This is a genomic window from Pseudomonas sp. LBUM1645, assembly GCF_059716185.1.
The window spans coordinates 2,525,636-2,538,195 of record NZ_CP166811.1 but is presented as its reverse complement, the minus strand read 5'-3'; the positions used below and the strand labels follow the sequence as shown (position 1 = coordinate 2,538,195).

Below are 12,560 nucleotides of genomic sequence, written 5' to 3'. Positions count from 1 at the left end.
ATTGATCACATGCATTAACGTGGAAATCAGGACTCTTGCACTTTGGAAAGTACGGGTTGCCGGGAAACACGCGACTGCCATACGAGAATCATTGCGCCAGATAGAATCGTCAGCGCGCCGAGGTACCAGGCCGTGTATTGATCCTCCGGCGAAACCGGATTCGCACCGGCGGTATAACCGATGTATCCCAGCACGAGAATGGCAAGAGAAGCAGGGATCGACAGTGCCAACGCGATGCCGAAACGCTGACGTCGGAAGGTCATGACAATAAAGGCGGCGATCGCGGCCATGTAGGACATCACCAGCGTGATGGTCACCACATCGTAATACCAAACAATCTTGTCCAGCGGTTTCCACCAGAGCAGTGCAATAGCGACGGACGAGACGATAACGCTGGCCAGCCACGGAGACTTCGTTTTGTTAACGGAGCAAAGCGCTGCTGGCAGATGCCCTTCTTCGCTCATTCGATAGAGCGTACGCGCAGCCGCACTCGAAGAGATTTGCAAGCCGGCGCATGCCGAAGTAATCACGACGAACAATGCAATCCAGGCCATGGCCGGTGGCAAGTAGACATTCGCAACCGCTGCGATGGGCCCACCGTTGCCGTCCTCGATAATTGCCGCCAGTTTCTCTACCGGCACGGCGTACTGCCAGCCGATGGCCGCGAGGGTGTAAATGACAAATGCGGAAGTCAGTACGAGCAACATGGAGCGTTGTACGGTACGAACCGGAACACGCGACTCTTCGATGTAGTTGATCGCAGAATCGAAGTTGGCGAGCATCCATACACCGAACAGCACCCCCGGTCCGATCGCGGACCAACCATCCGCCCCCTCCAGCGTATACATGGAGATGACCGACAAATCTGGAACCTGAGGGTTGATGATGCCCATCAGCCCGAGCCCGGCAACAACACTGATCTCGAAAATCAGAAAGACGCTGGCGACTTTGGCTGTGGCATTGACGCCTTTGCAGGAAATACCCAGAAAGATCAGAACCATACCCGTCCCGATCAGTTTGGCGTTAAGCGGACCCGCCATGGCCGGAATCAGCGCCTGGATGTATTCGGTTCCGATGATCGCGCACATGGCCATCACCGCCATGCAGGCAACGGAGTACGCCCAGCCGAGAATGGTCCCTACGCTGGTATGCAGAAATCGCGACGTGAATGTAAATACTCCGCCCGCGGACGGAGCTTGTCGAGTGAGAGAGATCATGCAGAAAGCCATGACCAACATTGGAAAGAAGTACGCAATTAAAATGGCCAGCGGAGCATGGTGGCCCGATATTGAGTAAAGAATCGACATCGAAGAGGCTGCAATCCAGCCTGGTGCATTAAAACCAAGTGCTGAAAACGTCACATCCCTTGTGGTTAGAGTACCCTTGTTTAGCGCCGTATCAAGTTCACGAACAGTTCCGTCACGGTCATAACCGATGATTTCATAGAAGTTCATTTTTCAGGCTCGCTATAGAAGATGTTGTAGCGTCAAACCGTCTGAATTGATTTGAACGCCGCTCTTATTATTCAACTAAGCAAAATGCAGATACTCAAAACCCGAACAAGTCAAACACCGCTTATTCAGAATTGACTTACAGCTTTCTTGTTTTTATCGCCCTCCAGGACTGCATAGCTACGTGCGTGACCAGTTGTGATGTTTAAACCTCTGAATGGGGGGGCCAGTATAGAAACAGCCAAAAAAAAGCTACCATCAGAAATTTACGATGTTTGAATCTGAATTAGCGAAGTAAGTCCCGGTGTGTGCGATGGTTGTGACTTGATGGATATGATCGGTCGACGCTTACGGACTCAAGCAGCGGAACAAACGAAAACGGGCGCCTTGTCGGGCGCCCGTTTTGTTCAGGATTGCATGTTGCGGGGTTTGGTAGCTTGCAGCCTATTCACCCACTGCCGAACGATGCAGACCATCGCAGCCAGCAGCTAAGCTTTATCAGGAGGCTTTCGCGAAACCCTGAAAAGTCTGGAGGCAAACAATGAGCAAACAACCTCAACCCCGGAGCCGCTCCAACCCCCAACCCAGATCTCGCCCGGTAGTGCCTGCCCTGCCCGGTAAAACAGGCACCCGGTCCGGGGGCTTGCGCGGTAACTACCCGTCGAAGAAGTCCAATTGAGTTCGAGCGTACGGTTCAAGCCTTGCGACTGACGGATGCAATGTGCACCGACCCCAATTGGCAGCTGCCAGCGCTAGTGTGCAGCGCTCCGGGTACCCGCGAACGCGCTCGCGCCAAGCCAGCGCCACAAACTTTCCGCATCCTTCACCGCACCATCTACACGCAGCTCTCGCGACTGCAAAACCTCCCGCGGTGTGCGGTCGCCCGTCCACACCTCGGTCAACGCGCGCACGCTGGAGTCCACGACGAGCGTCAGTTCGCGGCCGGGGTCGTCGCGGCACAGGTCTGCCACGCCCTGTTCAACCACGAGCCACCACGCTTGCTCGCCGGGCCGCGCGTCGCGGAACTTGAACTGGATGACCACCGGTCTGGACGGGAACGTTTCGATGCGCACGAACCGGCGCACGTCCCACATGAGCAGGCCCGCGTCGAGTTCGTCATCGCGAAGGCGACTGCCGATCCAGCGCGCGCCCCAATGCCCTAGCGCCATGATGATGGGGCGCAATTCCTCGCCCGCCTCGGTCAGGCTGTACTCCCAGACTTTGCCGGTGGCCGTGCGGTGCACGACGCCGATTTCTTCCAAATGGCGCAGACGTTGTGCCAGCAGGTTGGTGGACATCCGTGGTACGCCGCGGTGCAGTTCATTGAAGCGCTTGCTGCCGCACAGCAACTCGCGCACGACCAAGGGTGTCCAGCGCTCGCATAAGGCTTCAGCACCGCGCGCGACCGTGCAGAACTGACCGTAGCTTTCGTCCATTGCCTTGGCTCCGCAATTACAACGCTTCAGATTCTGAACTAGCCCCGCCACTTCGCCACGCGCACGCTGAAACCTCGAAAGCCAAATACCAAAGGAGCACGCCATGACCAAGGTAGCCATCATTCAGCGTCCGCCCGTGCTGCTCGATCGCAGCGCGACGATCGCCCGGGCCGTGCAATCGGTCGCCGAGGCAGCGGCGGCGGGAGCCTCGCTGATCGTTTTGCCCGAATCGTACATTCCCGGTTACCCGTCGTGGATCTGGCGGCTGGCGGCGGGAAAGGACGGGGCTGTAATGGGCCAGTTGCACACGCGGCTGCTGGCCAACGCCGTCGATATCGCAAACGGTGACCTGAGCCAATTGTGCGAGGCCGCCAGGGTCCACGCAGTGACGATCGTGTGCGGCATCAATGAATGCGACCGGCGCAATGGAGGCGGCACGCTCTATAACAGCGTAGTCGTTATCGGCGCGAGCGGCGCCGTGCTCAACCGACACCGCAAGCTGATGCCAACCAATCCGGAGCGCATGGTGCATGGCTTCGGCGATGCCTCCGGGTTGCGTCCGGTCGATACACCGGTCGGCCGCGTGGGTGCGCTGATCTGCTGGGAAAACTACATGCCGTTGGCACGCTATTCACTGTATGCCCAAGGGGTGGAAATCTACGTCGCCCCCACGTACGACACAGGCGAGGGCTGGATCAGCACGATGCGTCACATTGCTCTCGAAGGCCGCTGTTGGGTGCTCGGCAGTGGCACCGCGCTGCGCGGCAGCGACATCCCCGACGACTTCCCGTCTCGTGCGCAACTGTTTCCCGATCCGGATGAATGGATCAACGACGGCGACTCGGTGGTGGTCAGCCCTCAAGGCCGGATCGTGGCCGGTCCGTTACACCGAGAGGCAGGCATTCTGTATGCGGACATCGACGTCGCACTCGTGGCGCCGGCGCGGCGGGCGCTCGACGTCACCGGGCATTACGCGCGCCCTGACATTTTCGAACTGCAGGTGCGGCGCACGCCGGCGACAGCGGTGCGCTACATCGACGAATGAAGTCCGGCGGTTTCGCCTGACCATTGATCAAGGAGTTATGCCATGAGCATTGAACGGTCTTACAAGGGCAGTTGTTTTTGCGGCGCAGTCGAGTTCACCGTCAGTGGCGAGCCGGTCGGAATGGGCTACTGCCATTGCGAGTCGTGTCGGCATTGGTCAGCGGGACCGGTCAATGCCTTCACGCTGTGGAAACCCGAGGCGGTGCAAGTGACTCGGGGTGCTGACAACATCGGCACCTACAACAAGACACCGCGCAGTTACCGCAAGTGGTGCAAGACGTGCGGCGGGCACATCTTCACTGAACACCCGGGGATGGGGCTCATCGATGTGTATGCCGCAGTCATCCCGGATCTCGCGTATTCGCCAGGCGTTCACGTCCACTATCAGGAGACCGTGCTGCGCATCAAGGATGGATTGCCCAAGCTGAAGGATGTCCCCAACGAATTGGGGGGATCGGGTATCAGCGTGGACGAATAGTGCTAGCAAGGACTCAGGAATACGGCTGGTTTTGCAACGGAGCCTGTCGTACTCCCCGTCACTTCAGCATTACTTGCCTCTATTTCTGACATTGTTTCCCGTGTTCACCGTCGAACACGGGAGGCGTGATGGCAAACGGCTACGCTATGCGCTGTCTTCGCAGCTTCTCAAGTACGCCGGGGCCATGCCGAACACCTTATACCTGTTTTATTCCGGCTCAATTACATGGAGTAAACGTGAATGCCCTTCCCCCCTCGTTTTCTTGACCACTACCGCAAAGCCGACCGAATCATGCTGGGTCTGATCTGGCTGATGTTCCTCTTCGCGTTGGGTCTGGCTTACTGGCACGACACGTTTATTCAGGCGTTTTTGGTGGGTGGCGGCACGAGTCTGCTGCTAACGGTGCTTTATCGCGCAATGGGCGGCACGCGGTTGATGCGGTGTTGCCTGGGCATTGGCTTGATGGTCATGGCCGCGTTGCATATCAATCAGGCCGAGGGTGTCATTGAATCGCACTTCGGTATTTTCGCGTTGCTGGCGGTACTGACTTTTTATCGCGACTGGCTACCGATTCTGGTCGCCGCTGCCACGATCGCCGTTCATCACGTGGTCTTCCATGCGCTGCAACATCAAGGTTTTCCGGTCTACGTCATGGCGCATCACGGTGGGTGGACGATGGTGTTTGTTCACGCCTTCTATGTGGTCATGGAGACGGTCGCCCTGCTCTATCTGGCCGTTCACAGTCAGGCCGAAGCGGTGGAGAGCCAGGACATGCTGGACAAGATGCTCGCGGCGACGTCCCAGCTCGCCGTCGATGCTGGCAAGGGAGACAAGGCCACGGTGCATGTATCGCTGGCGGATCGTTTCGACCAATTCCTGATGCAGATTACCGCCCTGGTTGACGGAGTTGTTCGCGACTCTCACGGCCTGAGTGAGCTGGGCCAGGAGCTTGCCAAGGCGAGCAACACGCTGGAAAAAGGGGCCAAGCATCAGCTGACGGAAATTGCCCAGATGACGGGTTCGATGCAGCGAATGGGGGACGCTATGGGGCATATTGCCGTTCACGTCGAACATGCCGTTGAACATGCCGGCCAGGCCAGCGTGCAAATCACCCGAGGACAGGAAAGTGTGAACCGCGCGCAGCAGGAAATCACTCAGTTGGCGTCTCGCCTGAAAGGCACCCACTCAACCGTGCAGGTTCTGGCGGGACAGGCGGAGCAAATCAGTACCGTCCTGGAGGTCATCAGCAGTATTGCTGACCAAACCAACCTGCTGGCCCTCAACGCCGCCATCGAGGCCGCTCGCGCCGGCGAGCAAGGCCGAGGCTTTGCCGTTGTGGCCGATGAAGTGCGCAGCCTGGCGCAGCGCACTGCCCTTTCCACGAAGGAAATCAGGACGATCATCGAGGCCTTGCAGCAAGGCAGCCGCAAAGCCGTCGAGGCCATGCATGACAGCCGTGAAGGCGTGGAGCGCTGTGTCGAAGACAGTCAGCTGGCGGCAGCGATGTTGCAGGCGGTGGGCAGCGACATCTCCCATATCGATGAACTCAATGGACGCATTGTCACCACCACCCGCGAACAATCCACGGCAAGCAGCGAAGTGGTCGGGCGCTTGCAGTCCGTGCAGAGCATCGCGCAAAACACCGCAGACGATGTCGAAACCCTTGCCCTGAGCAGCCAGCGCTTGCCACCCATTGCCGTTCGCCTGGATGCACTGGGCCGCACGTTTCATCAGTAAGGCTCAATGCGGAGTAACCGTTGGTGCCACGGCATCTGCATCAACGGTTGTTTTCTATTTGGTCATCGACAGCAATCTACGTGCCTGCGACTAACCAGGCTGCGCGTGCGGGAGATAGCTAGCGGGGGAACGTGTAACGAATTAAGTCACGGATGTTTACCGACAGAGCAGATCCTTATACGATGAGGCCCGCACATACTGCTCTCCATCAGGCCCAAGTAAGCTATGGTTATTACGTATGACGAAGCGGCTTAACAAATTGCGCTCTATAGTCACGCAAAATTTTGCGCAGACAAATAAGCGAAAGCTGTACACAGGTTCAATTATTCCTACAATAACATGCAGTATCATTGGGCGCCTGAACGATGAATAACACGAGTTCCCTGGCTGACAACTCTAAAACTTTCAGCATAGTTATAGTCAATTACAAAACACCAGAAATCACCAAGATATGCTTAGACTTATTACACCAGCATTTGGGCAGCCACAGCGTCCCAATATGGGTCGTTGACAACTATTCCGCCGATGAAAGCACCGAGTACTTACGAACTCTTGACTGGATCAATTTAATCGAGCGCTCTGTTACCGAACCAGAACCTGGGCATATCGCGCATGGCAAAGCACTTGACCTGGTTTTGGAGCGAGTTGAAACTGATTATTTATTTCTAATGCACACCGATACATTTGTTTTCGATAAAAATGTTTTTCCGATGATGCTGAATAAATGCTTGAACAACGAAAAAGTCGTAGCCGTCGGTTGTGTTGAGCAATTAAACCGTGGCACCACGAGAACGCTTTGGCGTTTTAGTTCACGACTGGTAAAACACCATTTCAGGCACCTGAAAATCTCCATGGGATTACGTTCCAGAGAACCAAAACCGTACAGAGAAGTCTACTTGAAGAGTTTCTGTACATTATGGAACTGCAAACTTATCAAACAGCACAACATGCATTTTTCAATGGACGATCGCGTGCCAGGCTACACCCTCCAAGACCGCATGACCGAGCTTGGCTATGTCGTTGAAATGTTATCACCGCGTAAAATATTCAGTTATCTGGATCACATGCAGTCCGGCACTGTCGCAGCGGCTGGCGGCTATGAAAAGACTCATAGACGAACCAAAATGTACAACGACATCCTTAAGCGCCTGAAAAAAGAAGACAGCAAAAGTTAAGCGACGAAGAGACACAACGAGCAGTGCACTGGACGCTGCTTGAAGTCACCCACAAGTCTTTATATCAAGTTATTGGAGCGGTAATGGCACCCATCACTCAAGCACTACCTATGACCCTCTCCCCGGAGCTTGATTTCGACCAGAACGCCGCCAGCGCCTTGGGTTCCTCATTGGCCAGTCGCTATATTCAAGCCACGCCATTTCCGCACATCGTCATCGATAATTTCCTGGATGAAGAGCTGATTGCGAGTATCTGCTCGCACTTCCCAATCGAGCCCACCAACAACGAAATGCTCTATGAGCGCGGCTATAAAGGTCAACTAAAACGTCAAATCAGTCCCAACGAATGCGCCCCCTACTTGAAGACTGTTTTCAACGCCTTTAACTCGGCCCCCATGTTGCAGTTTCTTGAAAAGCTCACAGGCATCGAAGGTCTGATACCCGACCCCTACTTTGCTGGTGGCGGTCTGCATGAAACGAAAAGTGGTGGTTTCCTGGGGGTACACTCGGACTTCAGGCTCAACAAAAAGCTTAATGTTGAGCGCAGACTGAATATCATCATTTATCTGAATGAAGACTGGCGAGAGGAATACGGCGGCAACCTTGAACTTTGGGATGTCGGCATGAAGACCTGTCTTAAGAAAGTCCTGCCCATTTACAATCGATGTGTCATTTTCAATACAGACAAAGACAGCAATCATGGGCATCCAGAACCTTTAACAACGCCAGAGCACATCACGCGCAGGTCTATAGCGCTTTATTACTACACCGCAGGAACCATGGTGGTCGATCCCGCACAAAGAAACAAAACCCACTACAAGCCAAGGCCCAAAGATCGTTTCAGCCTAAAGTACTACATGGGCAAACTGATCAAGAAGAAAAACTAAACTACGAAACACCCGTTGAAAGATTTAGCCGGTCCGTTGCATCGACCGGTTGAATCCACTGGACGATAAAGTTTCGCCATCTTCAAGGAAGATCATGGACATTCGATTGACGGAATCCAAAGACTGGATGTTTTTGAAGCAAGTCCGTCTCGCTGCGCTTTTGGACACGCCGACAGCGTTTGGTGTGAGTTACCAAACGGCCGCTCAATACAGTGACGAGCAGTGGAAAGAACGCGCCTCGTCAGCTGCCGGGCCGGAATTCTGGCTGGCGATCAAGGACGACAAACCGGTGGGGATGATCGGTGCCGGGGTCAGTCAAGCGAATCGCTATAACCTGATCGGAATGTGGGTTGAACCCGCTGCACGTGGTTCCGGCGTGGCCGCTCAGCTTGTTGAGGCGGTGAAATCACGCGCGATCGGCAAAGGGCATGATCGCGTTTTTCTGGACGTCTCCCCGGACAATGCAAGAGCCTCGAACTTCTATCTGAAGCAGGGTTTCTCTTTCATCGATGAATGGGAACCTTTGGCCAGTCATCCGCATATCAGGGTTCAGACCATGCTGTGGACTGTACGGAACTGACTAACAGACGTCTCAGCACGCCCACGTTTGCCCGAGTGTCTCCAGACCGGCCTTTTGCAGATCCTGCGCGCTCATCACAATACGGAACTTGCAGGTGGCGTTGAAGTTGAGAAAAAAGGGTTCCGCCAATGCGGGGATGTCGGAGGGGTCTTGTACGTCGACCACAAAGATCCCGCCACGCTTGCCATCTTGCTCGGTAAAGTACGCCGCCTCAGGTTTGATGCTGGTCAGGATGCGCTCAATAACCTCGCCCACCGTCCCGGCTTTGACAAGTGAGTTGAAGGGTTCATTAGGGCACTCGACCATCAGTAACATCCTCATCATTCAATCCTCTGTTCAACTTGCAACCTTGTAGTGTCTTCAAGAATAGCGAAGCGTGAGCCAACCCTCTTGCAGGGTTACAGGCGGTCATGAAACATGGCGGCCAAAAGCGGTCAATTTCGCTCCATTTCGTCTACCCTCACAAAGCGCCATGCAGCAACCAGCTTGCGCTTGGCGTATCGACATTTTTGCCTTAATGCACCGGAGAACTTTCATGCTCAACCGTACCCTGGCATTGGCTGTCGGCTTGACCCTGTCTTTTTGCACCCTGTTGGCGCAGGCCGCCGACACCCTGAAAGTCAGCGCGATTCCCGACGAAGCCCCGACCGAACTGCTGCGCAAGTTCAAGCCGCTGGGCACCTACCTGGAACAACAATTGGGCATGAAGGTCGAGTTTGTACCCGTGAGCGACTATCCGGCCGTGGTCGAGGCGCTGGCCACTGACCGGATCGATATGGCCTGGCTGGGCGGCTTCACGTTCGTGCAGGCCCGCCTGAAAACCGGCAATGCCATTCCGCTGGTACAGCGCGAACAGGACGCCCAGTTCACCAGCAAATTCATCACCGCCGACCCGGCCGTCAAATCCCTCGCCGATCTCAAGGGCAAGACCTTCGCCTTCGGCTCGGTGTCCTCCACGTCAGGCAGTCTCATGCCGCGCTATTTCATGCTCAAGGACGGCATCAAGCCGGAAACCTACTTCAGTCGCGTGGGCTATTCCGGCGCGCATGACGCCACTGTCGCCTGGGTCCAGGCCGGCAAGGTGGACGCCGGGGTACTGAACGCCAGCGTGTGGGAAAAACTGGTCGCCGCCGGCAAGGTCGACACCACCAAGGTCAGAGTGTTTGCGACCACCCCGGCCTACTACGACTACAACTGGACGGTGCGCGGGACCCTCGACCCGGCGCTGGCGGCCAAGATTAAGGCAGCCTTTCTGGCGCTCGATCCGGCGAACCCGAAGGACAAGGAGATTCTGGATCTGCAGGCTGCCAGCCGCTTCATCGAAACCAAACCTGAGAATTACAAGGGCATCGAGGAAGCCGCACGCGCCGCCGAATTGCTCAAATGACGTTGCATCTGACCCAGGTCAGCCTTACCCATGCCAACGGCGTCCAGGCGTTGCGTGGGGTGGACCTGCACATTGGTGGCAGCGAACAAGTCGCGATCATCGGTCCGTCCGGCGCGGGCAAGTCGAGCCTGCTCAACCTGCTGGCCACCGCCCTGCGACCGGACAACGGCGAGCTGCAGGTGCTCGGCGAGCGCGCCTGGCAGCTGTCTGCCCGTCAGCGTCAGCGTCTGCGCGCACGCATCGGCCTGATCCATCAAGCGCCCCCGCTGCCACCGCGCCAGCGCGTGGTCACCGCGGTTCTGGCTGGAAAGCTGGGTCAGTGGGGTCTGGGCAAGAGCCTGCTGAACTTGCTGCATCCGGTGGATATTCCGGGCGCACGCGCGGCATTGGCCAGGCTGGACCTCGGCGACAAGTTGTTCGCGCAATGTCAGCAACTGTCCGGCGGACAGCTGCAACGCGTGGGCGTTGCCCGCGTGTTGTATCAAGCGCCCGAGGTGTTGCTGGCCGATGAGCCGGTATCGGCCATGGATCCGGTGTTGGCCGAGCACACGCTGTCGGTGCTCTGCCGCCATGCCCGACAGCACAACGTCACCCTGGTTGCCAGCCTGCATGCGGTGGAGCTGGCCCTGGCGCACTTTTCGCGCATCATCGGCTTGCGTGACGGACAGATCCTGTTCGACCTTGCGGCCAGCGAAGTCGACCGTGAGTTGCTCGACAAGCTCTACGCCAACGAACAACTGCAATCTCCACCGATTACTCCGGCGCCCTTGAGTGTGCAGATTCCCCGATGCTGACCCGTGATACCCGAGATCCGGCCACCCGGCCCCGCCTGCTACTCACCTTGCTGGCCCTTGCCTTGCTGTGGCCGGGCATCCGCTTCAGCGAATTGGACCTCAGTGTGCTGGTGGCGAGTGACAGTCAGAGCGAGATGGGCCGATTTGTCTCAGCCTTCTGGCCACCGGCCCATGGCGAGGAATTCATTGAGCTGTTAGTGCAAGCCACTCTGCAGACCCTGGCCATCGCCACGGCCGGCATGGCCCTGGCGTTGCTGCTGGCCGTCCCCGCCAGCCTGCTGGCCAGTCGGGCTCTGTCGCTGTCTGCCGCCTCCCGTGCCGGCCACCCGGGTTATTGGGGCCAACTGCTGCGTTGGCCAATACGCGGTTTGCTGATCTTCCTGCGCAGCGTGCCGGAAATCGTCTGGGCACTTTTGTTCGTGCGCGCCGTCGGCCTCGGCCCGACGGCCGGGGTGCTGGCCATCGCCATTACCTACAGCGGCATGTTGGGCAAGGTCTACGCGGAAATTTTCGAGTCGGTCGATCAGCGCCCGGCCCACGCGCTATTGCAGGCTGGCAGCGGCCGGCTCGCAGCCTTTTTCTACGGGATCCTGCCCAATGTCGCTGCGGAGCTGCTGTCGTACACGGTGTACCGCTGGGAATGCGCAATCCGCGCCTCGGTGGTGATGGGCTTCGTCGGTGCCGGCGGTCTGGGCCAGCAGATGGACCTGTCGTTGCGCATGTTCGCCGGCGGTGAAGTGGCCAGTTTGTTACTGACGTTTCTCGCGCTGGTGCTGTTTGCCGATCAACTCAGCCGACTGCTGCGCTGGAGGCTGGCATGAATCGCCTGATCAACCTGGTGCTGCTCCTGTGTATCGGCGCCGCGGTGGTCGCCTCGTTCATCTACTTGGGCATCGACCTTGGCGAGCTCGGTGGCAGCGGCAACCTGAAGCAAATGGGCGCCTATGCACAACGTTTTCTCAGCCCGGACCTGAGTGCAGGCCACCTGCAAGCCATCGGCCACGGCGCTTTGGAAACCATCGCCATGTCCGCCCTTGGCACTCTGCTCGCGGCGGTATTTGGCCTGCTGTTGGCATTGCCCGCAGCCGGGCGCTTCGGCTGGCCTTTGCAGAGCGCGTCGCGTCTGGTGCTCAACGCTTTGCGCGCGGTTCCGGAACTGGTGTGGGCTGCGCTAATGGTCCTGGCCGCCGGGCTCGGCCCCAATGCCGGCACTCTGGCCTTGGCCCTGCACACCACCGGCGTGCTCGGCCGGCTGTTCGCCGAAGCGCTGGAAAACACCCCACCCGAACCGGCCGAAGCCATCCGCCTGCAGGGCAGCAATGCCGTTTGGGCGTTCTGTTACGGATCACTGCCCAACCTGTTGCCACAACTACTGGCCTACATCCTGTACCGCTGGGAAAACAATATCCGCATGGCCAGTGTGCTCGGCTTCGTTGGCGCCGGTGGTTTGGGGCAAATGCTCTATGTCAGCCTCAGCCTGTTCCAGGAAGCTCAAGCCAGCACGGTCATTCTGGCGATGCTGTTGCTGGTATTTGCCGTCGACACATTGAGCAGTTGGAGCCGTCAACGCTGGGTCAAGGCCTGACGGCTT

Annotated in this window: 13 protein-coding genes; 10 read left to right on the top strand and 3 right to left on the bottom strand. The window is 57.4% G+C overall.

The annotated features are described in order from the left end of the window. Positions 1-26: 26 nt before the first annotated feature. Together ACA079_RS11285 and ACA079_RS11280 are read right to left on the bottom strand one after the other, a co-directional pair. Complete coding sequence (locus tag ACA079_RS11285) at positions 27-1,454, bottom strand: APC family permease (protein WP_497703520.1); 1,428 nt, start codon at positions 1,452-1,454, stop codon at positions 27-29. 749 nt (positions 1,455-2,203) lie between these two features. Further along, positions 2,204-2,887 (bottom strand): winged helix-turn-helix transcriptional regulator, encoded by a 684-nt coding sequence (locus ACA079_RS11280; protein WP_497703519.1) that lies wholly within the window; start codon positions 2,885-2,887, stop codon positions 2,204-2,206. 103 nt (positions 2,888-2,990) lie between these two features. Here ACA079_RS11280 and ACA079_RS11275 point away from each other — a divergent pair, with 103 nt between their 5' ends. From ACA079_RS11275 to ACA079_RS11250, 6 genes are all read left to right on the top strand, one after another. Next, positions 2,991-3,932: a carbon-nitrogen hydrolase family protein gene (locus ACA079_RS11275; RefSeq protein ID WP_497703518.1), complete on the top strand. Its 942-nt coding sequence runs from the start codon at positions 2,991-2,993 to the stop codon at positions 3,930-3,932. A 42-nt stretch (positions 3,933-3,974) separates the two neighbouring features. After that, a complete protein-coding gene (locus ACA079_RS11270) occupies positions 3,975-4,409 on the top strand; it encodes a GFA family protein (RefSeq protein WP_046056812.1) in 435 nt (144 codons plus the stop codon). 240 nt (positions 4,410-4,649) lie between these two features. Next, positions 4,650-6,146, top strand: coding sequence for a methyl-accepting chemotaxis protein (locus tag ACA079_RS11265; RefSeq protein ID WP_497703517.1), 1,497 nt, complete (start codon positions 4,650-4,652; stop codon positions 6,144-6,146). A 365-nt stretch (positions 6,147-6,511) separates the two neighbouring features. Continuing rightward, positions 6,512-7,321, top strand: a complete 810-nt coding sequence (locus ACA079_RS11260; RefSeq protein ID WP_497703516.1) for a glycosyltransferase — start codon at positions 6,512-6,514, stop codon at positions 7,319-7,321. 83 nt (positions 7,322-7,404) lie between these two features. Beyond that, positions 7,405-8,208: a 2OG-Fe(II) oxygenase gene (locus ACA079_RS11255; protein ID WP_497703515.1), complete on the top strand. Its 804-nt coding sequence runs from the start codon at positions 7,405-7,407 to the stop codon at positions 8,206-8,208. A 94-nt stretch (positions 8,209-8,302) separates the two neighbouring features. After that, positions 8,303-8,788 carry a GNAT family N-acetyltransferase gene (locus ACA079_RS11250; protein WP_497703514.1) on the top strand — a complete coding sequence of 162 codons (486 nt, stop codon included), beginning with the start codon at positions 8,303-8,305 and terminating at the stop codon, positions 8,786-8,788. Between the two features lie 12 nt (positions 8,789-8,800). On the opposite strand, the gene ACA079_RS11245 is transcribed toward ACA079_RS11250, so the two are convergent. Next, positions 8,801-9,109, bottom strand: coding sequence for a panthothenate synthetase (locus tag ACA079_RS11245; RefSeq protein ID WP_497703513.1), 309 nt, complete (start codon positions 9,107-9,109; stop codon positions 8,801-8,803). A gap of 214 nt (positions 9,110-9,323) precedes the next feature. Here ACA079_RS11245 and ACA079_RS11240 point away from each other — a divergent pair, with 214 nt between their 5' ends. From ACA079_RS11240 to phnE, 4 genes are read left to right on the top strand one after another with little or no spacing between them, the layout of a single operon-like run. Next, positions 9,324-10,175, top strand: coding sequence for a putative selenate ABC transporter substrate-binding protein (locus tag ACA079_RS11240; protein ID WP_223430458.1), 852 nt, complete (start codon positions 9,324-9,326; stop codon positions 10,173-10,175). Then, a complete protein-coding gene (locus ACA079_RS11235) occupies positions 10,172-10,969 on the top strand; it encodes a phosphonate ABC transporter ATP-binding protein (protein ID WP_497703512.1) in 798 nt (265 codons plus the stop codon). Before ACA079_RS11240 ends, ACA079_RS11235 begins: the two co-directional genes overlap by 4 nt. Further along, complete coding sequence (locus tag ACA079_RS11230) at positions 10,963-11,790, top strand: PhnE/PtxC family ABC transporter permease (protein WP_497703511.1); 828 nt, start codon at positions 10,963-10,965, stop codon at positions 11,788-11,790. The genes ACA079_RS11235 and ACA079_RS11230 overlap by 7 nt, the downstream gene beginning before the upstream one ends. Then, positions 11,787-12,554: a phosphonate ABC transporter, permease protein PhnE gene (gene phnE / locus ACA079_RS11225; protein WP_497703510.1), complete on the top strand. Its 768-nt coding sequence runs from the start codon at positions 11,787-11,789 to the stop codon at positions 12,552-12,554. Before ACA079_RS11230 ends, phnE begins: the two co-directional genes overlap by 4 nt. Positions 12,555-12,560 lie beyond the last annotated feature (6 nt).

Coding starts and splice junctions, on each gene's coding strand:
- ACA079_RS11235 (WP_497703512.1), top strand. CDS start 10,172: ATGACGTTGCATCTGACCCAGGTCAGCCTTACCCATGCCAACGGCGTC.
- ACA079_RS11280 (WP_497703519.1), bottom strand. CDS start 2,887: ATGGACGAAAGCTACGGTCAGTTCTGCACGGTCGCGCGCGGTGCTGAA.
- ACA079_RS11230 (WP_497703511.1), top strand. CDS start 10,963: ATGCTGACCCGTGATACCCGAGATCCGGCCACCCGGCCCCGCCTGCTA.
- ACA079_RS11250 (WP_497703514.1), top strand. CDS start 8,303: ATGGACATTCGATTGACGGAATCCAAAGACTGGATGTTTTTGAAGCAA.
- phnE (WP_497703510.1), top strand. CDS start 11,787: ATGAATCGCCTGATCAACCTGGTGCTGCTCCTGTGTATCGGCGCCGCG.
- ACA079_RS11275 (WP_497703518.1), top strand. CDS start 2,991: ATGACCAAGGTAGCCATCATTCAGCGTCCGCCCGTGCTGCTCGATCGC.
- ACA079_RS11245 (WP_497703513.1), bottom strand. CDS start 9,109: ATGAGGATGTTACTGATGGTCGAGTGCCCTAATGAACCCTTCAACTCA.
- ACA079_RS11270 (WP_046056812.1), top strand. CDS start 3,975: ATGAGCATTGAACGGTCTTACAAGGGCAGTTGTTTTTGCGGCGCAGTC.
- ACA079_RS11285 (WP_497703520.1), bottom strand. CDS start 1,454: ATGAACTTCTATGAAATCATCGGTTATGACCGTGACGGAACTGTTCGT.
- ACA079_RS11265 (WP_497703517.1), top strand. CDS start 4,650: ATGCCCTTCCCCCCTCGTTTTCTTGACCACTACCGCAAAGCCGACCGA.
- ACA079_RS11260 (WP_497703516.1), top strand. CDS start 6,512: ATGAATAACACGAGTTCCCTGGCTGACAACTCTAAAACTTTCAGCATA.
- ACA079_RS11255 (WP_497703515.1), top strand. CDS start 7,405: ATGGCACCCATCACTCAAGCACTACCTATGACCCTCTCCCCGGAGCTT.
- ACA079_RS11240 (WP_223430458.1), top strand. CDS start 9,324: ATGCTCAACCGTACCCTGGCATTGGCTGTCGGCTTGACCCTGTCTTTT.